The 25,306-nt window shown below is 31.5% G+C and carries 28 protein-coding genes; 11 read left to right on the top strand and 17 right to left on the bottom strand.

Annotation, left to right across the window (positions count from 1 at the left end):
* Window positions 1-198 precede the first annotated feature (198 nt).
* The 11 genes from DW1_RS15080 to DW1_RS15990 form a co-directional block, all read right to left on the bottom strand.
* Window positions 199-960 carry a SigB/SigF/SigG family RNA polymerase sigma factor gene (locus tag DW1_RS15080; protein ID WP_074351795.1) on the bottom strand — a complete coding sequence of 254 codons (762 nt, stop codon included), beginning with the start codon at window positions 958-960 and terminating at the stop codon, window positions 199-201.
* Window positions 957-1,394, bottom strand: coding sequence for an ATP-binding protein (locus DW1_RS15075; protein WP_074351793.1), 438 nt, complete (start codon window positions 1,392-1,394; stop codon window positions 957-959). Before DW1_RS15075 ends, DW1_RS15080 begins: the two co-directional genes overlap by 4 nt.
* Before the next feature lie 9 nt (window positions 1,395-1,403).
* The gene (locus DW1_RS15070) at window positions 1,404-1,715 is read right to left on the bottom strand and encodes an STAS domain-containing protein (protein WP_074351791.1); all 312 of its coding nucleotides are present in this window, start codon (window positions 1,713-1,715) and stop codon (window positions 1,404-1,406) included.
* Between the two features lie 220 nt (window positions 1,716-1,935).
* Window positions 1,936-4,368: a DNA gyrase subunit A gene (gene gyrA / locus DW1_RS15065; protein ID WP_074351790.1), complete on the bottom strand. Its 2,433-nt coding sequence runs from the start codon at window positions 4,366-4,368 to the stop codon at window positions 1,936-1,938.
* Between the two features lie 155 nt (window positions 4,369-4,523).
* Window positions 4,524-5,624, bottom strand: a complete 1,101-nt coding sequence (locus tag DW1_RS15060) for an NADH:ubiquinone reductase (Na(+)-transporting) subunit F (protein WP_074351789.1) — start codon at window positions 5,622-5,624, stop codon at window positions 4,524-4,526.
* 10 nt (window positions 5,625-5,634) lie between these two features.
* Entirely contained in the window at window positions 5,635-6,225 is a 591-nt protein-coding gene (locus tag DW1_RS15055; RefSeq protein ID WP_074351787.1) for an NADH:ubiquinone reductase (Na(+)-transporting) subunit E, read from the bottom strand.
* A complete protein-coding gene (locus DW1_RS15050; protein WP_074351786.1) occupies window positions 6,222-6,851 on the bottom strand; it encodes an NADH:ubiquinone reductase (Na(+)-transporting) subunit D in 630 nt (209 codons plus the stop codon). The genes DW1_RS15055 and DW1_RS15050 overlap by 4 nt, the downstream gene beginning before the upstream one ends.
* Window positions 6,852-7,457, bottom strand: coding sequence for an FMN-binding protein (locus tag DW1_RS15045; protein WP_074351784.1), 606 nt, complete (start codon window positions 7,455-7,457; stop codon window positions 6,852-6,854).
* The gene (locus DW1_RS15040) at window positions 7,454-8,437 is read right to left on the bottom strand and encodes an RnfABCDGE type electron transport complex subunit D (RefSeq protein WP_242942518.1); all 984 of its coding nucleotides are present in this window, start codon (window positions 8,435-8,437) and stop codon (window positions 7,454-7,456) included. The genes DW1_RS15045 and DW1_RS15040 overlap by 4 nt, the downstream gene beginning before the upstream one ends.
* 210 nt (window positions 8,438-8,647) lie before the next feature.
* A complete protein-coding gene (locus tag DW1_RS15035) occupies window positions 8,648-8,782 on the bottom strand; it encodes an NUDIX domain-containing protein (RefSeq protein ID WP_083605710.1) in 135 nt (44 codons plus the stop codon).
* Between the two features lie 15 nt (window positions 8,783-8,797).
* Entirely contained in the window at window positions 8,798-8,926 is a 129-nt protein-coding gene (locus DW1_RS15990) for an NUDIX hydrolase (protein WP_278335768.1), read from the bottom strand.
* A 178-nt stretch (window positions 8,927-9,104) separates the two neighbouring features.
* Between DW1_RS15990 and DW1_RS15030 the strand changes: the two genes are divergently transcribed.
* On the top strand, window positions 9,105-9,596 hold the full coding sequence (locus DW1_RS15030; RefSeq protein ID WP_278335769.1) for a DsbA family oxidoreductase: 492 nt from the start codon (window positions 9,105-9,107) through the stop codon (window positions 9,594-9,596).
* 81 nt (window positions 9,597-9,677) lie between these two features.
* Here DW1_RS15030 and gyrB read toward each other — a convergent pair whose 3' ends face one another.
* The 6 genes from gyrB to dnaA all read right to left on the bottom strand — a co-directional run bounded on the left by gyrB (window position 9,678) and on the right by dnaA (window position 16,182).
* Complete coding sequence (gene gyrB, locus DW1_RS15025; RefSeq protein WP_074351781.1) at window positions 9,678-11,588, bottom strand: DNA topoisomerase (ATP-hydrolyzing) subunit B; 1,911 nt, start codon at window positions 11,586-11,588, stop codon at window positions 9,678-9,680.
* A gap of 67 nt (window positions 11,589-11,655) precedes the next feature.
* The gene (locus DW1_RS15020) at window positions 11,656-11,949 is read right to left on the bottom strand and encodes an extracellular matrix regulator RemB (RefSeq protein WP_074351779.1); all 294 of its coding nucleotides are present in this window, start codon (window positions 11,947-11,949) and stop codon (window positions 11,656-11,658) included.
* A complete protein-coding gene (gene recF, locus DW1_RS15015) occupies window positions 11,950-13,065 on the bottom strand; it encodes a DNA replication/repair protein RecF (protein ID WP_074351778.1) in 1,116 nt (371 codons plus the stop codon). It lies immediately after the preceding gene.
* A gap of 162 nt (window positions 13,066-13,227) precedes the next feature.
* The gene (locus DW1_RS15010; RefSeq protein ID WP_074351776.1) at window positions 13,228-13,437 is read right to left on the bottom strand and encodes an RNA-binding S4 domain-containing protein; all 210 of its coding nucleotides are present in this window, start codon (window positions 13,435-13,437) and stop codon (window positions 13,228-13,230) included.
* A 55-nt stretch (window positions 13,438-13,492) separates the two neighbouring features.
* Complete coding sequence (gene dnaN / locus DW1_RS15005) at window positions 13,493-14,599, bottom strand: DNA polymerase III subunit beta (protein WP_074351774.1); 1,107 nt, start codon at window positions 14,597-14,599, stop codon at window positions 13,493-13,495.
* 245 nt (window positions 14,600-14,844) lie between these two features.
* A complete protein-coding gene (gene dnaA, locus DW1_RS15000; protein WP_074351772.1) occupies window positions 14,845-16,182 on the bottom strand; it encodes a chromosomal replication initiator protein DnaA in 1,338 nt (445 codons plus the stop codon).
* Window positions 16,183-16,907: 725 nt separating this feature from the next.
* Here dnaA and rpmH point away from each other — a divergent pair.
* From rpmH to DW1_RS14955, 10 genes are all read left to right on the top strand, one after another.
* Window positions 16,908-17,042: a 50S ribosomal protein L34 gene (gene rpmH / locus DW1_RS14995; protein WP_074351770.1), complete on the top strand. Its 135-nt coding sequence runs from the start codon at window positions 16,908-16,910 to the stop codon at window positions 17,040-17,042.
* Between the two features lie 59 nt (window positions 17,043-17,101).
* Window positions 17,102-17,443 (top strand): ribonuclease P protein component, encoded by a 342-nt coding sequence (rnpA, locus tag DW1_RS15380; RefSeq protein WP_143474445.1) that lies wholly within the window; start codon window positions 17,102-17,104, stop codon window positions 17,441-17,443.
* Window positions 17,444-17,449: 6 nt separating this feature from the next.
* Window positions 17,450-17,659 carry a membrane protein insertion efficiency factor YidD gene (gene yidD, locus DW1_RS15375; protein ID WP_143474444.1) on the top strand — a complete coding sequence of 70 codons (210 nt, stop codon included), beginning with the start codon at window positions 17,450-17,452 and terminating at the stop codon, window positions 17,657-17,659.
* A gap of 15 nt (window positions 17,660-17,674) precedes the next feature.
* Window positions 17,675-18,427, top strand: coding sequence for a YidC/Oxa1 family membrane protein insertase (locus DW1_RS14985; RefSeq protein ID WP_074351769.1), 753 nt, complete (start codon window positions 17,675-17,677; stop codon window positions 18,425-18,427).
* 1 nt (window position 18,428) lies between these two features.
* The gene (jag, locus tag DW1_RS14980; protein WP_074351767.1) at window positions 18,429-19,058 is read left to right on the top strand and encodes an RNA-binding cell elongation regulator Jag/EloR; all 630 of its coding nucleotides are present in this window, start codon (window positions 18,429-18,431) and stop codon (window positions 19,056-19,058) included.
* Window positions 19,059-19,176: 118 nt separating this feature from the next.
* On the top strand, window positions 19,177-20,559 hold the full coding sequence (gene mnmE, locus DW1_RS14975) for a tRNA uridine-5-carboxymethylaminomethyl(34) synthesis GTPase MnmE (RefSeq protein ID WP_083605709.1): 1,383 nt from the start codon (window positions 19,177-19,179) through the stop codon (window positions 20,557-20,559).
* 36 nt (window positions 20,560-20,595) lie between these two features.
* Window positions 20,596-22,512: a tRNA uridine-5-carboxymethylaminomethyl(34) synthesis enzyme MnmG gene (gene mnmG, locus DW1_RS14970; RefSeq protein WP_074351766.1), complete on the top strand. Its 1,917-nt coding sequence runs from the start codon at window positions 20,596-20,598 to the stop codon at window positions 22,510-22,512.
* Window positions 22,505-23,221: a 16S rRNA (guanine(527)-N(7))-methyltransferase RsmG gene (rsmG, locus tag DW1_RS14965; protein ID WP_074351764.1), complete on the top strand. Its 717-nt coding sequence runs from the start codon at window positions 22,505-22,507 to the stop codon at window positions 23,219-23,221. Before mnmG ends, rsmG begins: the two co-directional genes overlap by 8 nt.
* 126 nt (window positions 23,222-23,347) lie before the next feature.
* Window positions 23,348-24,154 (top strand): nucleoid occlusion protein, encoded by an 807-nt coding sequence (noc, locus tag DW1_RS14960; RefSeq protein ID WP_347499889.1) that lies wholly within the window; start codon window positions 23,348-23,350, stop codon window positions 24,152-24,154.
* A gap of 380 nt (window positions 24,155-24,534) precedes the next feature.
* A complete protein-coding gene (locus DW1_RS14955) occupies window positions 24,535-25,302 on the top strand; it encodes a ParA family protein (protein WP_074351761.1) in 768 nt (255 codons plus the stop codon).
* The last annotated feature ends 4 nt before the right edge of the window (window positions 25,303-25,306 follow it).

Raw genomic sequence — 25,306 nt, 5'->3', positions numbered from 1 at the left:
TTTTCAAGTGTCATCTTTAATCAATATTTTATATATTTATTATCGCTGACTCTTATTACTTTATCACTTTTTTTATGAATTGTCAAGTGTTTTTTTTGTTTTTTTATTCACGCCTATTTCTTATTTAACTGACGGTGAAATATAATGTATCATTTTCTTCTCACCTTTTCAAGTGTTATTTTTTACCATAACTTGTTTCTAATTATATATCTTCTTTAGCTCTTTTTTGAATTTCTCAATGATTTTTTTCTCCATTCTTGATACTGTCATTTGAGAAATATTTAATTCCTTAGCTATTTCAAATTGAGTTTTCTTATTAAAATATCTATCATAGAGTATCTTTTTCTCCATATCATTTAACTTCTCTATATTCTTCTTTAAAAAATCATTATTTTCTATAGTTGTAAAGTATTTGTCATCTTCCCCTATTAATTCTGCCAGATTTACATCTTTATCATCACCATTTGAATCAAAAACTACATCTAATGAATGAGGGGTATATACCTTGCTAGCTTCCATTGCTTCTAGGATTTCTTCAGATGAGCATTGCAAATATTCTGCTAACTCATCAACTGTAGGGGTTCTCTGTAAAGTCTGACTTAATGTGTTTTTTGATACATTTATCTTCTTTGAGAGCTCTTGTATTCTTCTAGGTACTCTTATAGCCCAGCCTTTATCACGGAAGTGTTTCTTTATCTCTCCTATAATTGTAGGCGTAGCAAAGCTAGAGAATTCATACCCCTTTGAAATATCGTATCTATCTACAGCATAAATAAGACCTATACATGCTACTTGGTAAATATCCTCATAATCTATTCCTCTGTTTACATATTTTTTGGATAAAATCTCTGCAATATAAAGATGTCTTTTTATAAGCTCTTCTCTAATATGGGAAGCTCTATTTTCACTATATTTTTTGAACAGTTCCTTGCTATTAATTTTTGTTAAGTCATCTGTCATTTGATATCATCCTTCATATACTTAATCATCCTTATCCCAGTACCCTTATTCCAATCATTAATTATATTGACTTCATCCATAAGAGAATTAATTATAAATATTCCTAAATTCCCCTCTCCAAAGTCTTCAACCTTTAATTCTTCTATATTTTCTGTACTAAAGTCTTTTCCAATTCCTTTTACCGTTATTATTAGCTTGTCCACATACATATCAAAATCAATATCGAAGTTTTCTTCTTTATTATTAGAACCATGTTCTAGTGTATTTGTGCAAGCTTCTGCTATGGCTACTTTTATGTCTTCAATCTCTTCTATATCAAAACCCATTCTACTTGCTATAGCCGAAGTAGTTAGTCTAACTACACTTACATATTCTGCTTTATTAGGGATGCTTAGTTTTATACAATCAAAGCTACTCTCTACTTTATCTACCATGTGAATTAATCACTCCTTTATAACAAATACTTTATCTAAACTTGTCAAATCAAATAGCTTTTTAATATTAGGTTTAATTCTTTCTATGGTTATGGTTTTATTATTTTCTTTTACCTTTTTTAAAGCGCTTATTAATACACCTAGTCCTGTACTATCTATGTAAGATAGACTTTGTCCATTTATTATTATATTACCCATTTTCTCTTCTAATGCCTCAAGAAGCACTTCTTTAAATTTAGGTGACGTATATATATCTAGTTCCCCAATAATATCAATCACCCATGAATCTAAACTTTCATTAAATACTTTATTGATTTCCATTATAAAAGGTCCCTCCTTTTAATTACAAATATATTAATATATTATAATAAAATAGTACTATTGTAAACTTGTTAGAGAAAGAAATGGGCTATTGCACTATATATAATATAATCAATTAAAGAGACTCTTCAGACTTGCGTACTTAGAATGACATATGTTACAAGTTGTCATACTATACGTAATCGAAGAATCTCTTTTTAGTTCAGTTAAGCAACAACCTCTATTCTTCGTCCTCTGCTACTACTGTAGCAACAGATACTACCTTATCATCTTTGCCAAATCTCATTAGTGTTACCCCTTGTGTAGTTCTTCCCATCCTTGGAATGTCTGATACTTTTAATCTAATAATTACACCTGAGAGACTTATTATCATAACTTCATCATCATCTTCAACTACTTTAGCATTAACTATATTTCCTGTTTTCTCTTTTACATGGTAAGTTTTTATACCTTTACCGCCTCTTGACTGAACTCTATATTCTTCAAGAGATGTTCTTTTTCCATAACCAAATTCGCTTATGACAAGGAGGTCTTTACCATCTTCTACAGTCCCCATTCCAACTATCTTGTCACCTTCATTAAGGGTTATAGCTTTAACTCCCATTGCAGTTCTTCCCATATCTCTTACATCTTTTTCACTAAACCTGATGGACATACCGCTAGAAGTTACTATCATTATCTCATCATTTCCACTAGTTCTTTTTACACTTATTAACTCATCATCGTCCTTAAGACTAATGGCTATTAATCCACTTTTCCTCATATTTTCAAATTGATCTAGCTTAGTTTTCTTGATAGTACCATTTTGTGTAACAAGAACAAGATAGTCATCTGGATCAAAATCCTTGATAGGTATTATAGCAGAAATATTTTCTCCAGAATTTAATTGAAGGAGATTTATAATTGCTGTACCCTTTGCTTGCCTTTTAGCCTCTGGTATTTCATAAGCCTTTATACTATATACTCTACCTTGATTTGTGAAGAACAATAAGTTATCATGTGTTGATGTCACAAAAAGGTGCTCAACAAAGTCTTCTTCTCTAGTAGTAAGCCCTGTTATGCCTTTCCCGCCTCTTTTTTGTGCCTTGTATGTGTCTTCAGGCATTCTCTTTATATATCCAAAGTGAGTTAATGTAATAGCTACATTTTCTTCTTGAATCATATCTTCTATGTCTATTTCTTCTGCTGAAGGTCTTATTTCTGTTCTTCTATCATCTTTATAACTTTCTTTAATTTCAATAAGCTCATCTTTAATTATTTGATATATAAGTCTGTCATTGGCAAGTATTTCTTTTAATCTATTTATTTCTATTATAAGTGCTTCGTATTCTTCTTCTATCTTATCTCTTTCTAATCCTGTAAGCCTTTGCAGACGCATATCTAATATTGCTTGTGCCTGCTTCTCAGATAAACCAAAGTTGTTAATTAAGCCTTCTTTAGCTTCGTTTACAGTTCTTGAACCTCTAATAAGTGATATTACAGCATCTATATTGTCTAATGCTATCCTTAAACCCTCTAATACATGTGCTCTTTCTTCTGCTTTGTTTAAATCATATTGTGTTCTTCTTACTATTACTTCTTTCTGATGGTCAAGATAATGTCTTAACATTTGCTTTAGACTTAGGAGCTTTGGTTCACCATTTACAATTGCTATCATTATTATACTAAATGTATCTTGAAGCTGAGTATGCTTATACAAATTATTTAAGACAACATTTGGATTTGCATCTCTTTTAATTTCTATTACAATTCTCATACCATTTCTATCTGATTCATCTCTTAGGTCAGAAATTCCTTCAATAACTTTTTCTCTAACAAGCTCAGCAATTTTTTCTATAAGTCTAGCCTTATTAACTTGGTATGGAATCTCTGTAACGATTATAGAAGTTCTTCCCTTGCTATTCTGTTCAAAATCAGCTTTAGCACGTACGACTACTCTTCCTCTTCCTGTTCTATAGGCTGATCTAATCCCATCCTTACCCATTATTATAGCACCTGTAGGAAAGTCTGGTCCCTTAACACATCTCATAAGCTCATCTATCTGAACATCTGGATCGTCTATCATCATTATTGCTCCATCTATAACTTCTGCTAAGTTATGAGGAGGAATTGATGTTGCCATACCTACTGCAATTCCTGAAGAACCATTAACTAATAGATTTGGAAATCTACTAGGTAGTACTACTGGCTCGTTTAAAGTTTCATCGAAGTTAGGTCTAAAGTCTACAGTATCTTTGCCTAGATCTCTAAGCATTTCAAGAGCTATTTTAGACATTCTAGCCTCTGTATAACGCATATGTGCAGCCCCATCACCATCTATTGAACCAAAGTTTCCATGTCCATCTACTAGGGTATATCTAGTTGAAAAATCTTGGGCAAGTCTTACCATTGCATTATAAACAGCTGAATCACCATGTGGATGGTACTTACCTAGTACTTCACCGACAATACGGGCAGACTTTTTATGAGGTTTATCAGGCGTATTACCAAGATCATTCATAGAATAAAGTATTCTTCTATGAACCGGCTTTAGCCCATCACGAACATCAGGTAAGGCTCTACTCACAATTACACTCATTGCATAGTCTAAGTATGATGTTTTCATCTCATCTTCTATATTAATAGGTAAAACATTTTGCTCTTCGTTGTTCATATACAACCTCCTAAGAATAGTCCTTGTAACTATATGTTACCATTTATATTATAAACATTTTACATATAAAAATCAAATATTTGAAATAAGGAGGTGAGGTTTTATTGATTTTTGTAGTTATTAAACAATAAACTGTGAGTAAAAGCACTCACAGTTTAAAATTTATCGAAGAATATTAACTCTTCTGGTATTCCAATTTTCTTTAAAACATTAACTACTGTATCTATCATTGGAGGATTCCCACATAGATATGCTTCTTTGTTCTCTCCATCTTCTACATATTTTTCTAAAGCATTATTAACTCTTCCCTTTTCTCCAAACCAGTTATGCTCCTCAGTAACCCTAGAAAGAGTAGGAATGAACTTGAAATCAAACAATGTTTCTTCAAAGTTCTTCATCTCGTCTAATAGAAATAAATCATCTGGTGTCTTAGCTCCAAAATAAAATGTAGCCTTTCTTTTTATATTATTTTCTTTTAAGTGGTAAAGAATAGAGAGTATTGGAGCCATACCTGTACCTACTGCCACCATTATTATTTCTCTATCATTATTATCTTGGTAGCAAAAATCTCCATATGGCCCATTGAAATAAACAGTATCTCCTTCTTTTAAAAACTGATGAACATAGGTAGTTACTATACCATTTGGAACATATCCAATTATTAAATCTATATAATTTTTCTCAGATGGAGGTGAGGCTATGGAATATGCCCTGTAAACTTCTTCATCATTTCCATCATATTTTGGAGCCTTTAACTGAATATACTGTCCTGGTTTAAAGTTAATTTCTTCGCCTTCCTTAAGCCTTATTCTTAACTTCTTGATTACAGATGTCATATCTTCTATAGATTCTACTGTAGCTTCATATTCTTTTACATTAAATAATTCTTCAGGAATTTGAATCTTTAATTCTTGCTTGACCTTACATTGACATGAAAGTCTTACATGAGATTTAAGCTCATCATCTGTTAGAAATGGTGTTTCAGTAGGAAGAACTGTTCCTCCTCCCTCAAGGACCTTTACCTTACAGTATCCACAGGTACCCTTTCCTCCACATGCAGAAGGTATAAAAATCTGTTGCTCCATTAAGGAAGAAAGTAATGAAGAGCCTCCCTCAACAATATATTCTTTTTCATCGTTTATAGTAATTTTAACTTCTCCATAATTGTTAATAGTACGATCTGCAAGGGTTAAAAGAAAGGCAAGTATTCCAGTAATGGAGGTTATAGTTATAGTTGTGATTATTATAGTGTCCATAATATCCCCCCTATTGAATCTGTACTATGCCTGAAAAGCCTATAAATGCCAGCGCCATCAGACCTATTACAATTATAGTAATACCTGGCCCTTCTAATCCTTTAGGAACACTTGCTCTTTTAAGTCTTTGCTTAATTCCTGCTAATGCTACTATAGCTAGTGTCCATCCAATACCTGAACCAAGACTAAATCCGATTGATTGCATTAATGTATATTCTCTGATTACCATAAAGAGTGAAACCCCTAGTATAGCACAATTAACTGTTATCAAAGGCAAGAATATTCCCAGAGCATAATATAGATTTGGAAGATATCTTTCTACTACCATCTCTACTAGCTGAACGAAGGCTGCTATAGTAATTATAAAAACTATAAATCTAAGATATTCTAAATTTAAAGGTACTAAGATATTATAGTAAATAAAATAATTCAATATGGTAGTAAATGTCAGTACAAATGTAACTGCCTGCCCTAGCCCCATAGATGTCTTTATTTCATTTGAAACAGCTATAAATGAACACATACCTAGAAAATTACTTAGTATCATGTTGTTTGTAAAAATAGATGCAATAAAGATTACAAAAGGATTAAGTTCTATCATGCCTTAGCTACCTCCTTTTCTTTTTCTTTATCTTCTGAGGAAATACTTCTTGCTATCCATATAACTACTGCTAAAACAAAGAAGGCTCCTGGAGGCATTATCATAATTGTCCAATTAGTCCACCAGTCTCCTAGTACTTTAACACCGAATATAGTTCCAAAACCTAAAAGCTCTCTAACAAAAGCTATAGCTAACAAAACTAATGTATATCCTGCTCCTGAAGCTATTCCATCTAAAAAGGAACTTAGTGGTGGATTTTTCTGTGCATAGGCTTCACAACGTCCCATTATTATACAGTTTGTTATTATAAGTCCTACATATGGACCTAGAGCCTTGCTCATTTCTGGATAATAAGCCTTTAAGACAATATCTACTATGATTACATATACAGAAATAATTAATACTTGAATCATCATCCTTATATGCTTAGGTGTAAAACTCCTAATAATTGAAATAGTAAGCTCAGAAAATGCTGTAACAAATATGAGTCCGAGTCCCATTATAAGAGAGTTAAGCATAAGGTTTGTCACAGCTAAGGCAGAACATATACCTATAATCTGTCTAAATACTGGATTGTCCTTCCACAATCCCATTATGAATATCTTTTTTGGACTATCTCCAGCCATTTATATTCCCCCCCTATTTTCTTTTATGAACTCATAAATGTCTTTATTTATAAAGTCACTTACTGATTTAGATGTTAAGGTAGCTCCAGCTATAGCATCTACATTTCCCCCTGGGGCAGGCTTGTAAACTATATAGTTTCCGTTATTAGAATTAGTTAACATTAATCCCCTGAACTGCTCCTTAAACCAATCCTCAGAAATTCTACCGCCTAGACCAGGAGTTTCACTATGTGACACAAAATCTATTCCTAATAATTCACTAAAGTCTTCAGATACTGCAGCAAAGCCTTCTACAGTTCCCCATAGAGCTGTTCCTCCTATTAGAAAAGCATAGCCTATAGTGTTATCCCCTTCTTTAGCTACAAAGACTTTTTGTCCATTAACGGTTTCTTCACTTATGTATTTATTAAAAACTTCCTCTATTTTTTCAGGTTCACTAGAAGTTGATTCTATATTAAATACATATAGAATTGTTTTTCTTAACTCTGTTTCTTGATTAAAGGCAATTACATCAGCAGTGCTATAGTTAAGGAATGCTAATATAGCTGTAAAAAAGGCTGTTATTATAACCATAAATATTATTGGAAAGATAAAGGACTTTTTCATGCAGTCACCTCTTTTCCTTTTGCCTTAGCTGCTTTTTTAGATTTCTTATAATAATTAATACCTTCATCTATTATTGGAGCAAAGGTATTTCCAATTAGTATTGCAAACATCATTCCTCCAGCAAATAATGCATATCCACGTATGATTACTGTTACAATTCCTATTAGAATTCCATATATCCACTTTCCTCCTTTAGTTTTTGGAGAAGATACTGGATCTGTAGCCATGAAGACAGTTCCAAAGAGAAATCCTCCAGATAAAATACCAAAGAGAGGATTTGGTATTTGAGCAAAACCTAGAAAATATAGTATTGTACTAAGTCCAATAAAGCCAATTAAAACTCCTGTCATAGTTTCCCAAGATGCTACTTTTTTGTAAATCAAATATATACCTGCTAGGATAATTAATATTGCGCTTGTTTCTCCAAGGGAACCAGATACATTGCCTACCAATAACTTTATTGATGAAACCATATCTCCTGTTTCCCTAAATATAAGCATTGGTGTAGCCTGTGAAATGGCATCTATGTTTTCTGTAAGATATGTTGTGAAGCCGCCTGGGAAGCCTAGAGCCGATTTAGACCATTGTATTGTCAATTGTTCTGGAAAAGATACATAAACAAATGCTCTGGCCACTAAGGCAGGATTAAAAATGTTCTTTCCAAATCCTCCAAAAACCTCTTTTCCAAAAACAACTCCAAATATAATACCTACTGCTGCTATCCAAAATGGTGTCCGCGCTGGAAGGGTTAGTACATAAAGTATACAAGTTACAAAAATTGCTTCTGATGCTTTTTTTCCGTACTTTTTCTCAAAAATCCACTCTGTGACTACTCCAAATAATGTTACCCACAAAAGAAGAATAAAGGACCTCCAGCCAAAAAAGTATATTGATGACAATATTACTGGAATCAATGATATGATTACTGTTCTCATCATCTTTTGAGGAGTAAAGTATTTTTTTGTGTTAATTAATGACAAAAAATCACCCCCGTGTTTGTTTGAAACTCTTTATTGATTATTAATATAAATAATCCAACTTAAATGATTTATGCCCAAATTTAACCGTTAGAAACAAATTTAACGAAAAAAGCACCTATTTTAGGTGCAGAATCTTACTATTATTAAAGCTTTAATTTATAAAATTATTAATGATTTGAAATATAATTTTCCACTGAATCTCTACATAACTCAAGATGGGTATTTATAATAAAATTCTTTTCCTGAATAAACCTTAAAAAATCTTATATCTTTAAGTTCTATTCCAACTTCTTCGAAAACTTCTCTTTTAGCTTTTTCTTCAATACTCTCACCAATTTCCATCATTCCACCAATAAATCCTCAACAATCATTATCTGCTCTACGCTGCAGCAATACCTTGTTTTCTTCATTAATTATTGCCACACCTGCACCACATGCAATTAATGGTCTCAAACCAACTAATTTTCTTAAATCCATTAAATAATTCATTTTATTTAATCCTTCCAAAATCATGTCAGTAATCTACTTTTACAGTGTTGTTTTCTATATCTCTGGATAAAGTCCAAGCATCACTAAATTTATAAGTATATTTAGGTACCAAAATAATGTAATTGATATACTACTTCTACAACTTTTCCCAATTTCCTTCACCATTTTTTTTTAATGGATACCATTTGAATTAGACTCAAATACCCCATTAGAAGGTATGGATTTATTTACTGTATATCCAAAAGAATATGTAGTAAATTCTCTAAATTATTTATCGAGGTTAGGAAGGGATTTTGGTATTGAATTCAATAATTTAAATGGTGAGTTTAATACTAGAAGAGCCCATCTAGCAGAATATTATGCCAAAGAACACAATAAGTATGATGAATATTCTAAGATAGTATTTAAAGCTTATTTTGGTGATAAGTTAAATATAGCTGATAAAAATATTTTAAATGAAATTGCCAAGAGTATAGGCTTAGATGTAGACGATATGAATAATTCTATAGATTCCAATAAATATGATAAAAGGCTTATAGAAGATTATAATTTGGCAAGTAAGTACCACTTTTCCTCTGTACCGACTTTTATTATCAATGATAACATACGTATATCAGGAATTAAGGAATATAATGAATTTAAAAAAACATTTCTAGAAGCGATACAATAATTCTTTCTATTATGATTATATTATTAAAAGCCCATTCAGGTCGAGTGGGCTTTTAATAATGCATTGAAAAAATCTCAAGACCTACACATCAAGATTTCTAACATATCTTGCATTTTCTTCTATGAAGTCTCTTCTAGGTTTTACTTTGTCTCCCATAAGAGTTGTAAATATTTCATCTGCAGCTACTGCATCTTCAATATTTACTTGAAGCATTACTCTTGTTTCAGGATTCATGGTTGTATCCCAAAGCTGGTCTGGATTCATTTCTCCAAGACCCTTATATCTTTGAAGCGTATATCCTGTTCTTCCTATTTCATCTAATACATTTTCTAGCTCTTTATCATTATAAGCATATTTTTCTAATTTACCTTTTTTAACTTTATATAGTGGTGGTTGTGCTATGAATATGTTACCATTATCTACTAATGGTCTCATATATCTATAGAAGAATGTAAGAAGTAGAGTCCTGATATGGGCTCCGTCAACATCGGCATCCGTCATGATAACTATTTTTCCATATCTTAGCTTTGTTATATCAAAATCTGGTCCAATACCACATCCAAAGGCTGTTATCATTGCCTTTATTTCGTCAGAGCCTAACATCTTATCTAGTCTTGCCTTCTCCACATTCATTATTTTACCCTTTAAAGGAAGTATGGCTTGAGTTTTTCTATCACGTCCTTGCTTTGCTGAACCTCCCGCAGAATCTCCCTCCACTAGGTATATTTCACATTTACTTGGGTCTTGTTCTGAGCAGTCTGCTAGCTTTCCTGGAAGAGATGAGCTTTCTAAAACATTTTTTCTTCTAGTAAGTTCTCTTGCCTTTCTAGCAGCCTCTCTAGCTCTTTGAGCTCTTAAAGACTTTTCGATAATGCTCTTTGCTTCCTTTGGATTTTCCTCTAGAAATATATTTAGATACTCTGAAACTAGACTTTCTACTATCCCTCTTACTTCACTGTTTCCAAGCTTAGTCTTAGTTTGCCCTTCAAATTGTGGGTCAGTTAATTTCACTGAAAGTACTGCTGTTAGACCTTCCCTTACATCTTCTCCAGCAAGATTTTCTTCTTTATCTTTAAGTATATTATTTTTTCTTGCATAATCATTCATTATCCTAGTAATAGCTGATCTAAATCCAATTAAGTGAGTACCACCCTCATGAGTGTTTATGTTATTAGCATAACTAAATACATTTTCACTATAATCATCTGTATACTGCATAGCTACTTCTACATTACAATTATCCTTTTCTCCCTCAAAATAAATAATCTTTTCATGTATAGGATCTCTATTTTTATTTAAATGCTCGACAAAGGAATTGATACCACCTTCGTAGTGGAATTCTTTTTTCTTTTCTACTCTTTCATCTTCAAATACTATTTTTACACCTTTATTTAAAAATGCTAGTTCTCTTAATCTGTACTCTAATGTCTCATACTTAAAATTAACTTCATCAAATATTAGAGCATCTGGCATAAAAGTTATGGTAGTTCCTGAATCATCAGCATCCCCAATTATTTTGAGTTCAGTTACTGCTACTCCTCTTTCGTACCTTTGCATATATTCTTTTCCATCTCTTCTAACCCTAGCTTCTAGCCATTCCGAAAGAGCATTAACTACAGATACACCTACACCATGAAGTCCACCTGAAACCTTATAGGCATTGCTGTCAAATTTTCCTCCTGCATGCAAAACTGTAAGTACAGTTTCAACAGTTGATTTTCCTGTTTTAGGATGTATATCTACTGGTATACCCATTCCATTATCTACAACTGTAACTGAGCCATCTTTATTTATTTTAACACCTATCTCATCACATCTTCCTGCTAGTGCCTCATCTATACTATTATCCACTATTTCATATACAAGATGATGTAATCCTCTTGGACCAGTAGAACCTATATACATACCAGGTCTTAGTCTAACAGCCTCTAGACCTTCTAGAACTCTGATTTGTTCAACCCCATAATTAGTATTGTTTTGATTATTGTGCATTTACTGTCCCTCGATCTATTGTATTTTAAATTTTAATCTTATAGTTACATAGTTAGTTTTTCTAAAATCACACTATATTATCTATAAAGCCCACCCTTTTCAAAAGGGTCTTGGAAGATATATTAGAACTGTATATAACACTTCTTCTAATTTTTGATGAATTTTCCTTACTCTTCTCTAGCTTTTCAGTTATGATATAAGATTTTATATTGTCCTCACCTACATCGCAAATGAATCCTTCTTCTTCTGCAATCTTTAAAAAATTCTTTGTATCATCTGATTTCATTATTGATTCTGCATCTATTATAGCTATAATCTCCTTAATTGGTATAATTAGACTTTTTCCTATATGAAGAAACAATTATATATCCCCCTCTATCATAACTTTTCCTTGCCTAATGAAAAACACCTTTTTTTCTATGTCATTTAGTTCATCTAAGTCTATATCATCTGTTGACGTAATTATAATTTGAATATCTTTAAAGGTTGAAATTAAGTATTTCCTCCTATTTATATCAAGTTCAGAAAATACGTCATCTAGTAAAAGAACTGGATATTCTCCGACTTCAAGTTTTATTAACTCAACCTCTGCTAATTTTAAAGACAATGCTGCCGTTCTTTGTTGTCCTTGTGAGCCAAATGTCCTTGCAGATACATCATTAATTATTATATCTAAATCATCCCTATGTGGCCCAAATTCAGTACTTCCCCTTTGTATATCTTGTTCTATATTATTTTCTAGAATATTTTTCAATCTCATCTGTAGTTCTTGTCTGTCTGATATATCCACTGAAAATGAAGGTAAATATTTTAGTTTAAGTTCCTCTAATCCACCAGTTAACTTATTGTGGATATCTTTTGATATTATGGCAAGCCTATCTATAAATTTTAACCTTTCAAGTATGATGTCTGCACCAACTTGTGAAAGCTGGGTATCCCATACATCAAATAAATTCTGACAACTTTCATATGGTCTACTTTTTAGTAGATTATTTCTCTGCATAAGAATTTTATTGTATCTTGCTAGATTATATTTATACTTAGGCTTTATTTGAGATATTTCTCCATCTAAAAAGCTTCTTCTTTCACTTGGTCCTTCTTTTACTAATCTCAAATCCTCTGGTGAAAATACTACTACATTTAGCACACCAGTAAGGTCTGAATTTCTTTCTAGTTCAACTCTATTAATCCTTATTCTTTTTTTTGCATCTTTGTCAAACTTTATTTCTATATATTTGGAAAATTGTTCTTTTACTACATCTAAGCCTATATATGCCTTAGTTTTATTTAAATTGATTAGCTCCCTGTCTTTATTAGTCCTATATGACTTTCCATTTGAACAAATATATATTGATTCAAGTAGATTTGTTTTCCCCTGTGCATTATCTCCAACAAAAATATTTAATGTCCTATTTAGCTCCATATCAAGATTCATATAATTCCTGAAGTTTATGAGCTTTATTTTTTTTACATACACATGAAGCACTCCCTAAGACTTAATATCTATCTTATACATTATATCATTTTTTAAAACTAATAGGAAAGTTTTACTTATTTCTTTATTTAGTGAACTTGATTTCAAGAAAGTCCATCTAACAATATTATAAATAACACAAAAATATTAAGTCTAATGTTCTAGCTACTTGACAATATAAATGCCTTCCCCGGAAATTTCTACCTTATCACCGGCTCTGATTTTTTTTCCTCTTTCAAGTGCTACTTCATCATTAACTTTAATATTGCCATTTTTAATTAATTCTTTACTATGTCCACCAGTTTGCGCTACACCAATGTATTTTAAAAATTGATCAAGCTTTATAAACTCTGTACTTATGGATACTTCCTTCATTTCATAAACTCCTCTCTAAATTTAATAGACACCTATTTTTATAGGTGTCTTATGTCTAATCTTCAGCTGCAAGCCTTACAGGTAATACTAAGTAAGTATAGCTATTATCCTCTACGGGTCTTATTATGCAAGGATTAACATTTGAGATCATGTCCATAACTATTTCTTCGCTATCTATTGCTTTTATACCTTCTAAAATATATTTGGAATTAAAGGCTATTTTTATGTCATTTCCTTCTAATTGTATAGGTAGCTCCTCGTATACATTACCTATTTCTGAATTAGATGTAATTACAAGCTTATCATCTGAAATATCAAGCTTTACTAAGTTGTTTTTACCTTCTCTCGCTAATAAGGAGGCTCTTTCTAAACATTCTTGTATATCCTTAGTTTTTACTCTAATTCTTAATTTATGTTCATTTCTTATTATATCATTATAGTTTAAGAATTGTCCTTCTAATAATCTAGATGTAATTATAGTATCTCCAAAATTAAATATTACATTACCTGGAGTACAGCTTATTTTTACTTCTGCATCATCATCTTCTAATATTTTGTTTACTTCATTTAAGGTTTTTGCAGGAATTACAACTTTTATATTTTCATCTACATTTACAGATACTTTCTTAACTGCTAGTCTATAGCCATCTATAGCAACTAAGGAAGCCATATTATTATCAGTTTCAAATAGTGCTCCTGTAAGTATAGGTCTCGTTTCGTCCTGAGCTGCTGCAAAAATTGTTTGTCTTATCATAGATTTTAACAAGTCCTTTGGTATTTCAAAATAGCTGCCTTCATATATTTCTGGTAGTTGTGGATAATCCATTGAAGAAAAGCCTATTAGATTGAATTTAGAATTTCCACAGTTAATGTGTACACTATTATTTTCATCTACATATATATCTATAGGTAAATCAGGTAGCTTTCTAACTATATCTCCAAAAATCCTTGATGTTATTACTATAGAACCTTCTTCAATTATTTCACAATCTACAGTTGATTTTATACCTATTTCTAAGTCTGTACCAGTTAGCTTTAGTCTACCTTCTTGTGCTTCTAATAATACGCCACTAAGAATAGGCAGAGTAGATTTTGAAGAGATACCTTTTTGTACCACGTTTATACACTTAGATAAGTCTCTTTGTTGTATTCGAACTCTCATTGTGGATAACCTCCCTTTATGTGATATGAGATATATAAATATAAATACATTAGTAGTAATAGCAGTAGGGGCAGTTAATATGTGGATAAGTTAATAAGTACTTAATATTTAAAAGAAAAATGCTGTTGATAATTTGTTAGCAAGTCCTACTTTTTTATCCACATTTTTAACCTGAAATTAATACTTTTAAAATATATTATTTCTATCAACAAAATATAAACAAGTTACTAACAATTAGTTGTTGACTAATTACCTCTAATTTCTTCTATTATACTATTAATTTTTTGTTTCAATTCTATATCATTTTCAATATCTGAAGATATCTTATCATAGGCATGAATTACAGTAGTATGATCTCTTCCACCAAATTCTTCACCTATTTTAGGTAGTGATAAATCAGTAAGTTCTCTACAAAGGTACATAGCTATTTGTCTAGGATATGATATTGACCTTGTCCTTCTTTTAGAGCTAAAGTCTTCCACTTTTACATTTAAATATTTTGCGGTAATTTCTTTAATAAGCTTTGCAGTAATTTCTTTAGGCTTAGTATTAGATATAATATCCTTTAAAGCTTCACTAGCCAGTTCTAATGTTACTTCTTTATTTGTTAATGATGAATAAGCTACAACTCTAATCAGTGCACCTTCTAACTCCCTAATGTTTGATTGAATTTTCGTGGCAATATATTGTGTAACATCATTTGGTACTTCTATATTTTCTACCTTTGCTTTTTTTCTTAAAATAGCAATTCTTGTCTCTAGATCAGGTGGCTGAATATCAGCAGTAAGTCCCCATTCAAATCTAGAACGAAGTCTATCTTCTAATGTAGCTATCTCTTTTGGGGGTCTATCACTTGATATGATGATTTGCTTGTTTGAAGCATGGAGTTCATTGAAGGTATGGAAAAATTCCTCTTCTGTTCTTTCTTTTCCTGCTATAAACTGTATGTCGTCTACTAGTAGCACGTCTACATTTCTGTATCTATTTCTAAACTCAACATTTCTATCATCTCTTATTGAATTTATTAGCTCATTAGTAAATTTTTCAGATGTTACATATATAACATTTGCTTTCGGGTTTTGATTAAGTATATAATGGCCTATTGCATGCATAAGATGCGTTTTACCTAATCCAACTCCTCCATATAAAAATAAAGGATTATATGCCTTAGCAGGAGCCTCTGCTACAGCCAAAGATGCAGCATGTGCAAACCTATTACTATTTCCTATGACAAATGTATCAAAAATATATTTGGGGTTTAGTTGGGATCTAGAGGAGTTAGTTTCAACTATTTCACTGGCTATGGTTTGTCCAATATCATTAGATATATCTTCTCCTGGGATGAGGAATCTTATATCAAAATCAATATTAGTAATTTGCTTTATAGCATTTTTTATTAATGTGAGATATCTAGCCTCAAGAATGCCCTTAGTAAATTCATTAGGAGCTCCGAGCAATATGTAATTATCATTTATTGTTATGGGCTCTATTGTTTTTAGCCAAGTATTGAAGCTGACTTCTGTTAACTCGTTTTTAATGAGTTTCAATGCGCTTCCCCAAACTTCTTCTAATTTTAAACTCATTTTTTCCCCTCCTATTCATAACAGATTATTGTCAGATAAATTGATTTTTATAACCTTTACATGTGAATAACTATTGAAGTTAGACTTTCATAATCGTTATAAACAAATTTATCCACAAAAAAAATAAAAAAGAAATAAATTAAATGAATAATAATTATCAACAAGGTAATTATAAAAAATGTGAATAATGTGTTAATAACAATAAAAAAGATAATATATATTGAAGTTATCAACATAAATTATTTATTTTTAAATGTGAATAATTTCTTAGTAAATATCAATATTGTAAGGTTAACAATTTATAAAAAAGAAAAAGTTATACACATACTTATCCACAAATTGTTGATAACTAATAAGTTTGTTAATAAATAATCCACATTTTAATTTATAATAACAAAAATACATGAAATTATCAACAGCAATATTAAGATATCCACAGATATAACAGACTGTGGAATTATATTATCAACAGATTAGCAATTTAAATAGAGAATTAATTAACTAAAAATGAAGGTGATTATTTTAGAATATTGTTTAGATAATTATGATTATAAAGTTAAAGATTAAAATCAAAGATATAGCGATGTAGGCTAACATTAAAAAATTATATTTCTTGACATTGAGTTTGTATACTAATATAATCTTATAGTAGTGTCTGTATTTTTTGAGTATAGATGAAAACTAGACCATTTATATAAGGGCAATACTTGAAGGGGGTGTTTAGTATGAAGATGACTTATCAGCCAAAGAAAAGACAGAGAAGTAAAGAACACGGTTTTAGAAAAAGAATGAGTACAAAATCAGGTAGAGAAGTATTGAGAAGACGTAGAGCTAAAGGTAGAAAAAGATTGTCAGCATAAGGCCGCATTATGTGGCCTTTTTATTCAATTCTGAAGCAATTCTCTAAGGAGTTATTTGTATGGAAAAAAAACTAAGGCTAAAAAGTAACAGAGATTTTAGAAAAACCTATGATAAGGGGAAATCCTTTGCAAATAAGTATTTAGTTATTTTTTTTGTAAAGAATGGATTAGAAAATAGTAGAGTTGGGGTAGCTGTTACTAAAAAGCTTGGAAATAGTGTAATTAGAAATAGAGTTCGAAGAAGAATTAGAGAGGCTTACAGATTGAATGAGTATAAAGTGAAGCAAGGATATGACATAATCTTTTTATCGAGGGTAAGCGCAAGGGATGTTGGTTATAAGGAATTGGAAAGCGCCGTATTGCATCTGCTAAAATTAGCAGGGTTGATTATTAAAAGGTGATTGAATATGAGCAGAATTGCCATATTTTTAATAAAGCTATATCAAAAGGGGATATCCCCATTGAAGCCGAGAACTTGTAGGTTTCATCCGACCTGCTCAGAGTATTCCATACAAGCCTTTAAAAAATATGGTTTTATAAAGGGTGGTTACAAAAGTATTAAAAGAATATTAAGATGCAATCCATTTAACCCTGGAGGATATGATCCTCTAGAGTAAGGAGGGGGTTATTTAATGATAGATATTTTCGCATGGCCTTTAGGTAAGTTACTTAAATTTGTGTTTGATATGATGATTTCTATAGGATTAGATTTACCTAAGCTATCAGCATATTCACTTGCCATTATTATTACTACAATTATTTTTAAGCTCTTACTATTGCCACTTACACTTAAACAAACAAAGTCTATGAAAAATATGCAAGAAATACAACCTAAGATTCAGGAACTAAACAAGAAATATAAAAATGATCCACAGACTTTAAATCAAAAAACAATGGAGCTTTATAAGGAGCATAATGTAAATCCATTAGGTGGATGTTTTCCATTATTAATACAATTTCCTATTATTATAGCTTATTTTAGGGTAATGCAGTCTCCAGTCCCTTATGTATTCAGTGATATTGCAACTTATGAAGGAATTGCGAGAAGTTTTTTATGGATCAAAGATCTTGCCCAACCAGATGTTATTTATAGTTTAAAACTTGGATTATTTAATATAAATATATCTATACTAGCTATATTAGCAGCTCTAACAACATATCTACAAAGTAAAATGATGACAGCTGCTCAGCCAGTGGCTGCAGATAGTCAAGCACAATCTACACAAACTACTATGACTATTATAATGCCGTTTTTTATACTATGGATAGGTTCAAAATATGCCGCAGGTCTTACTCTATATTGGACAGTAAGTAACTTATTTCAAATAGTACAGCAATATTTTACTAATAGATCCGTGGGTAAAATCAAGGAGGAATTAAAGTAATATGAAATCTGTGGTGAAAACAGCAAAGACAGTTGATGAAGCTATTAACTTAGCATTATCAGAGCTTAATACTGTGAAAGAAGATGTTCTTGTTGAAGTTCTAGAAGAACCCAGTAAAGGACTTTTTGGTTTTTTAGGTACTAAGGAAGCTAAGGTTAAAGTTACAGTTACAAATGACCCTATATCTATAACTGAAGACTTTTTGAACTCATTATTAGAAAAGATGAATATATCCGGGACAATAGCTGTTGAAAAGAAGGACACAGACCTATTAGTAAATATTGAAAATCTATCTAATTCTGATATGGGAATTCTTATTGGTAAGAGAGGAAATACCTTAGATTCATTACAATACCTTTTAAGTCTTGTTGTAAATAAAGACAGGGAGAAATATTTAAGAGTTTTAGTTGATATACAAAACTATAGGGCAAAACGTGAAGAAATACTAATTCGGTTAGCTCATAAGATGGCTGATAAAGCAAAAACATTTAGAAGAACTGTTAAGCTTGAGCCAATGAATCCTTATGAAAGAAGAGTTATTCACTCAGCTTTACAAAACACCTCTAATATAAGGACTTATAGCGAAGGTGAAGAACCATATAGGAGAGTTGTAATAGAATTTAAGTATTAGATTGAAACCCAGTATAAAAGTACTGGGTTTTGTGTTATGTAGTTGCTTTTTTTGGTATACTAATAATGCACAAAATAAATATTGCTATGATTTATACAGAGTGAATGAGGTGATAAGCTTGGATTTTGATACAATTGCTGCAATAGCTACTGCACCAGGAGAGGCTGGAATAGGAATAATTAGAATAAGCGGGAAACATGCTATTGACGTTGGGGATAAAATATTTAAAAATAAAAAGGAATTAAGCCTTAGAGAATGTGAGGAGAGGAAGCTTAATTATGGATATGTTTATGATCCTAAGGATGGCAAAAAAATAGATGAAGTTTTAGTGGTATACATAAAGGCTCCCTATACTTACACTAAGGAAGATATAGTCGAAATTAATTGCCATGGGGGAGTCATTCCTGTTAGAAGAATACTTGAAGTAGTATTAGAAAATGGTGCTAGGCTTGCAGAAAGAGGAGAGTTTACTAAGAGAGCATTTTTAAATGGTAGAATAGATCTTTCACAAGCAGAAGCAGTGATGGACTTAATTAGTGCTAAGACAGACACTAGCTTTGATGTTTCGCTAAATCAACTTGAAGGTAGTATTTCAAGCGAGGTTAAAAAGCTTCAAAAGGTTCTTTTAGGTATGCTTGCACATGTAGAAGCTTCTATAGATTTTCCAGAGGATGATGTAGAGGACCTAACATATAATAGCCTACAGGAGCAAGGCAATTTAGTGCTTGATAAGATAAATAGTCTTTTAAGTACAGTTTATACAGGTAAAATACTTAGAGAAGGCCTGAAGACAGTAATATTAGGTAAACCAAATGTAGGTAAATCCTCCTTGTTGAATGCTATACTAAGAGAAAATAGAGCCATAGTTACGGATATTCCTGGAACTACTAGAGATGTTATTGAAGAATACGCTAATATTAGGGGAGTACCATTGAAAATAATAGATACTGCTGGAATAAGGGAAACAGAGGATATAGTAGAAAGGCTTGGGGTAGATAGGGCTAAAGAGTTATTAAATGAAGCAGATTTAGTAATAACAGTATTTGATACATCTAAAGAGCTTTCTGAGGAGGATTACGATATAATCGACTTAGTTAAAGATAAAAAAGCTATAATTTTATTGAACAAATCTGACCTTCCTAGTAAGCTTAATGAAGAAGATATAATAAAACACCTACCTAATAAGAAGATTATTAATACAGCTATATCAATGAATGAAGGCATAGATAATTTAGAAGAGACTATAGAAGACATGTTCCTATCCACTGAAGTGAAAATAAGTGATAATACAATAATAACTAATGTGAGACATAGAGATCAGCTTTTAAAGGCTAAGGATAATATTGAGGATGCACTTAATTCTTTAGCTTCAGGTATGCCTGTTGATTGTATAGAGGTTGATATCAAGAATTGCTGGCAAAACCTTGGTGAAATAACTGGTGATACAGTTGGAGAGGATATTATAGACAAAATATTCTCAGAGTTTTGTATAGGTAAATAATTAAGAATCAAATCAAAAGTAGGAGGAATCCTTTTAATGAAAAGCAATTATCAATATTTTGCAGGAAAATATGATGTAATAGTCATAGGTGCTGGACATGCAGGATGCGAAGCTGCTTTAGCTACAGCAAGACTTGGAAAAAAGACTTTACTTCTTACTTTAAGTCTTGATGCTATTGCATTACTTGCATGTAATCCTAATATAGGAGGAACTGGCAAGGGACATTTAGTAAGAGAGGTTGATGCTTTAGGTGGGGAAATGGGAAGGGTTATTGACAAATCAGTAATACAGCTGAAGATGCTCAATGCTTCTAAAGGACCTGCTGTTCACTCTCTAAGAGGACAAACGGACAAAAGAAAATACCAGACTATAATGAAATATACATTAGAAAAGCAAGAAAACTTAGATTTAAAACAAGGAGAAGTATTTGATATATTTGTTGAAAACAATAAGGTAAAGGGAATATTAACAAATACTGGTGCAGTATATAATTCAGATGTAATTATAGTCTGCTCTGGAACCTATTTAAGAGGAAGAATTTTTATTGGAGAAGTTAATTTTGAAAGTGGTCCCTATGGACTTTACCCAGCAAATAGACTTTCAAGCTGCTTAAAGGAACTGGGATTTAAGCTGAGAAGATTTAAGACTGGTACCCCAGCTAGAATACATAGGGATACTATAGACTTTAGCAAAATGGAGATTCAGCCAGGAGATGATGAATTAATTCCCTTCTCATTTATGACAGATAAACTTGAAATCAATCAAGTTCCTTGTTATTTGACTTATACTACTGAAGAAACTCATAAAATAATTAGAGACAATATAGACAGATCTCCTATGTATGCTGGGGAGATGGAAAGTGTGGGACCTAGATATTGTCCATCTATAGAAGATAAGGTTATGAGATTTGCAGATAAGACAAAGCATCAAATTTTTATAGAGCCTGAAGGTTTAGATACTTGTGAAATGTACGTTCAAGGTCTGTCTACAACTTTGCCTGAAGAGGTTCAAATAGAGATGCTAAAAACAATACCTGGTTTAGAGAATGCTAAAATCATGAGAACTGCATATGCAATAGAATATGATTGTATAGATGCTACACAGTTGAAGAGATCCTTGGAACATAAGGAAATAGAAAATCTTTTCTTTGCAGGTCAAATCAATGGCACATCTGGCTATGAAGAGGCTGCAGCTCAGGGGATAATGGCAGGAATTAATGCTGTACTTAAGCTTGATGAAAAAGAACCTTTAATTTTAGATCGTTCAGAAGCATATATAGGAGTATTAATAGATGATATAGTGACTAAGGAAATTTTTGAGCCTTATAGAATGATGACATCAAGAGCAGAATACAGACTTACATTAAGGCAAGATAATGCTGATTTGAGATTAACTAAAAAGGGATATGATATAGGTCTTGTTTCAGAGGAAAGATATAATAGGATGTTAAATAAAATGAGTCAAATGGAAAAGGAAATAGAGAGACTTAAAGGAAAAGTAGTTACTCCTACTAAGGAAATAAACGAGGTTTTAGGGAGTTTGAACTCATCACCATTAAAAACGCCAACCTCTCTTCATGACCTTATTAAAAGACCTGAAATTACTTATGATTCTTTAAGTCAAATAGATACAGATAGACCTGAACTTAGTAGAGAAATAAGAATACAGGTAGAGACTGAGATTAAGTATGAAGGTTATATTGAAAAGCAGATGAGGCAAATAGAGCAATTTAAAAAACTTGAAGGGAAAAAACTATCAAAGGACATTGATTATAGTCAAATAAAGGGATTAAGACTTGAGGCAAGGCAAAAGCTAAATTCAATGAAGCCAGAATCTGTGGGTCAGGCATCTAGAATTGCAGGTGTTAACCCAGCTGATATTAATGTGCTTTTGATATATTTAGAGCAACAGAGAAGACTTAATAAGACAAGTAGGGGTGAAGATAATGAGTAACATAGACACCTTAGTACGTGGGATATCTGAGCTTCAATTGGATATAGGAAATGATAAGCTAGAAAAATTCAGGACTTATAAGGCTCTTTTAAAGGAATGGAACGAAAAAATAAATATTACAGCTATTAAAGATGATGAAGAGATAGATGTAAAACATTTTTTAGATAGTCTAACTATATTCAAAACCGATAAGCTTACTAAAGGAAAAAGAGTTATTGATATAGGGACAGGAGGAGGTTTTCCTGGAGTACCTATTAAAATAGTTGAAGATAGTCTAGAAGTGGTTCTATTAGATAGCTTAAATAAAAGGTTAAAGTTCTTAGATGAAGTCATAAAGGAGTTAGGACTTGAGAATATTAGAACTATGCATGAAAGAGCAGAAGACTTAGGAAATAATAAGGACTATAGAGAAAAGTTTGATATTGCAGTATCTAGGGCAGTAGCTTCTTTAAATATATTAGCAGAGTATTGTCTGCCCTTTGTGAAACCAAATGGATATTTTATTGCCATGAAAGGCTCAGACTCTAGTGAAGAAATAAAAGAAGCAGAAAATGCTATTAAGATACTTGGAGGGGAACTTGAAAATAAAATAGATATAAGAATTCCTCAGAGTGATATAGTTCATAGCTTGTTAATCATTAAGAAAATAGGTCATACTCCGACAAAATATCCCAGACAGTCTGGTAAAATTAAGAAGAATCCGTTATAATTCATAAAAAAATAGGTGATTATGTAAAACGAAAATCTGTAAATTCCATTTTTTATAGAAGGAAAGAACCTTTTTATATAGAAATAGAATACATAATGTAGATTTACCTTACATGAGAGGGATGATATGATGAATAACTTAGAAAATGAAATTAACTACATTCCGATAAAAGCTATTAAACCTAACCCCTACCAACCGAGAAAAAATTTTAGCAAAAGAGCTCTAGAGGAATTGAGCCAGTCAATTAAAGCTTATGGAGTTATTCAACCTATTAGCGTTAGGAAAATAGGTGAAGAAAGTTATGAGCTAGTTGCAGGAGAGAGGAGACTTAGAGCTGCTGAAATGGCTGAACTTGATACTATACCAGCCATTGTTGTAAAATTTGTGGACAAGGATTCAGCTGTTATTGCTCTAATTGAGAATCTACAAAGAGAGGATTTGAATTTTCTTGAAGAAGCTGAGGGCTACAATAGCCTAATAAATGATCATGGATTTACTCAGCAGGAATTAGCTGAAAAGGTTGGAAAGAATCAGTCCACAATAGCTAATAAACTTAGAATATTAAGGTTATCTGATGAAATAAAAAAGGCAATAATCGAGAATGGACTAACTGAAAGACATGCTAGAGCCTTATTAAAGCTTCCTGATGAGGAAATGCAACTAAGTGTCTTAGATAAGGTTATTAAAAGAGACTTAACAGTTAAGAAAACGGAAAGTTTAATTAAAAGTGTACTTGAGGATTTAGCAAAGGAAAAGGAACCAGAACATAAGCAGAATATTAAAGGAATGATTAACTTTAAGATTTATTTAAATACATTAAGGAATGCTTTTACTGCTATTAAAGAAAGTGGAGTAGATGCAAAATATGAGCAAAAGGATTTGGGGGATTTTATAGAGGTTACTGTAAAAATACCAAAGACAAAAAATGCATGATGTATTCTTACTTTAGCTTAGTATATTAATTTGATATACTAAGTTTTTTTATCTATAGGATTATACTTTTGTATTTTAATATGAAGAGCTTCCTAAGTTAATTCCAGTAGAAGCTATCTTAGTATCTAATGCTCTAATAGAAACATCTTTTACTTGCTTTTGTGTTTAATATAATTTAGTTTTTAGATATAATACTATTATAATAGAAGGATTATTTTTTTAGTTGACGAAATATAAGTTAATATAAGATAAAATATTATATTTAAATGTAATAAATAATATATTTTGAGGATTATATCTAGAAGTAAGATGTTAGTTTAGTTAATATAGGATTTATTTCTTTTAAACATACTAGTTTTCTTTAGAGCGAGGTGTAGGATATGGGAAAGACTATTGCAATTTTCAATCAAAAAGGAGGCGTTGGGAAAACTACTACAAATGTAAATCTTAGTGCGTGCCTAGCAAACTTAGGAAAAAAAATTTTAGTAATAGATATTGATCCTCAAGGCAATACAACAAGTGGTTTTGGTGTAGATAAAGGGAGTATTAACTTATCTATTTATGATGTACTAATTAATGATGCAGATATCAAGGATGCTATTATTCCTACGAATATAGATAACCTTAATATAGTTCCTTCAAATACTGATTTAGCTGGAGCTGAAATAGAGCTTACTGAGAATAAAAATAGAGAGCTTACTCTTAGAAGTGCTATTGAGTTTATAAAAGATAACTATGACTTTATTTTTATTGATTGTCCTCCATCCTTAGGATTATTAACAATTAATGCCCTTGTAGCCTCTGATAGTGTCATTATACCAATACAATGTGAGTATTATGCACTTGAAGGTGTTAGCCAGCTTATGAACACAATTAAGCTAGTTAAATCTAGTTTGAATCCTAGCTTAGAAATTGAAGGCGTTGTATTGAGTATGTTTGATGGTAGGACAAATCTATCCATACAAGTTGTTGATGAAGTGAAGAAGTATTTTAAGGGGAAGGTTTACACTTCTATTATTCCTAGAAACGTAAGACTTGCTGAAGCACCTAGCCATGGTCTATCAATTATAGAGTATGATCCTAAATCAAAAGGAGCAGAAGCCTATGTAGAATTAGCAAATGAGTTTTTAGATTATATTGAGGAGTGATAAA

It is taken from the genome of Proteiniborus sp. DW1 (assembly GCF_900095305.1).
Lineage (GTDB): Bacteria > Bacillota > Clostridia > Tissierellales > Proteiniboraceae > Proteiniborus.
Note: the sequence above shows the minus strand (reverse complement) of the source record. Positions and strands in the feature narration are given on the sequence as shown.

Bases quoted from the DNA above. Each gene is read 5' to 3' on its own strand.
- DW1_RS15080 (WP_074351795.1), bottom strand. From the start codon at position 960: ATGACAGATGACTTAACAAAAATTAATAGCAAGGAACTGTTCAAAAAA.
- DW1_RS15075 (WP_074351793.1), bottom strand. From the start codon at position 1,394: ATGGTAGATAAAGTAGAGAGTAGCTTTGATTGTATAAAACTAAGCATC.
- DW1_RS15070 (WP_074351791.1), bottom strand. From the start codon at position 1,715: ATGGAAATCAATAAAGTATTTAATGAAAGTTTAGATTCATGGGTGATT.
- gyrA (WP_074351790.1), bottom strand. From the start codon at position 4,368: ATGAACAACGAAGAGCAAAATGTTTTACCTATTAATATAGAAGATGAG.
- DW1_RS15060 (WP_074351789.1), bottom strand. From the start codon at position 5,624: ATGGACACTATAATAATCACAACTATAACTATAACCTCCATTACTGGA.
- DW1_RS15055 (WP_074351787.1), bottom strand. From the start codon at position 6,225: ATGATAGAACTTAATCCTTTTGTAATCTTTATTGCATCTATTTTTACA.
- DW1_RS15050 (WP_074351786.1), bottom strand. From the start codon at position 6,851: ATGGCTGGAGATAGTCCAAAAAAGATATTCATAATGGGATTGTGGAAG.
- DW1_RS15045 (WP_074351784.1), bottom strand. From the start codon at position 7,457: ATGAAAAAGTCCTTTATCTTTCCAATAATATTTATGGTTATAATAACA.
- DW1_RS15035 (WP_083605710.1), bottom strand. From the start codon at position 8,782: ATGATGGAAATTGGTGAGAGTATTGAAGAAAAAGCTAAAAGAGAAGTT.
- DW1_RS15990 (WP_278335768.1), bottom strand. From the start codon at position 8,926: ATGAATTATTTAATGGATTTAAGAAAATTAGTTGGTTTGAGACCATTA.
- gyrB (WP_074351781.1), bottom strand. From the start codon at position 11,588: ATGCACAATAATCAAAACAATACTAATTATGGGGTTGAACAAATCAGA.
- DW1_RS15010 (WP_074351776.1), bottom strand. From the start codon at position 13,437: ATGAAGGAAGTATCCATAAGTACAGAGTTTATAAAGCTTGATCAATTT.
- dnaN (WP_074351774.1), bottom strand. From the start codon at position 14,599: ATGAGAGTTCGAATACAACAAAGAGACTTATCTAAGTGTATAAACGTG.
- dnaA (WP_074351772.1), bottom strand. From the start codon at position 16,182: ATGAGTTTAAAATTAGAAGAAGTTTGGGGAAGCGCATTGAAACTCATT.
- rpmH (WP_074351770.1), top strand. From the start codon at position 16,908: ATGAAGATGACTTATCAGCCAAAGAAAAGACAGAGAAGTAAAGAACAC.
- rnpA (WP_143474445.1), top strand. From the start codon at position 17,102: ATGGAAAAAAAACTAAGGCTAAAAAGTAACAGAGATTTTAGAAAAACC.
- yidD (WP_143474444.1), top strand. From the start codon at position 17,450: ATGAGCAGAATTGCCATATTTTTAATAAAGCTATATCAAAAGGGGATA.
- DW1_RS14985 (WP_074351769.1), top strand. From the start codon at position 17,675: ATGATAGATATTTTCGCATGGCCTTTAGGTAAGTTACTTAAATTTGTG.
- jag (WP_074351767.1), top strand. From the start codon at position 18,429: ATGAAATCTGTGGTGAAAACAGCAAAGACAGTTGATGAAGCTATTAAC.
- mnmG (WP_074351766.1), top strand. From the start codon at position 20,596: ATGAAAAGCAATTATCAATATTTTGCAGGAAAATATGATGTAATAGTC.
- rsmG (WP_074351764.1), top strand. From the start codon at position 22,505: ATGAGTAACATAGACACCTTAGTACGTGGGATATCTGAGCTTCAATTG.
- noc (WP_347499889.1), top strand. From the start codon at position 23,348: ATGATGAATAACTTAGAAAATGAAATTAACTACATTCCGATAAAAGCT.
- DW1_RS14955 (WP_074351761.1), top strand. From the start codon at position 24,535: ATGGGAAAGACTATTGCAATTTTCAATCAAAAAGGAGGCGTTGGGAAA.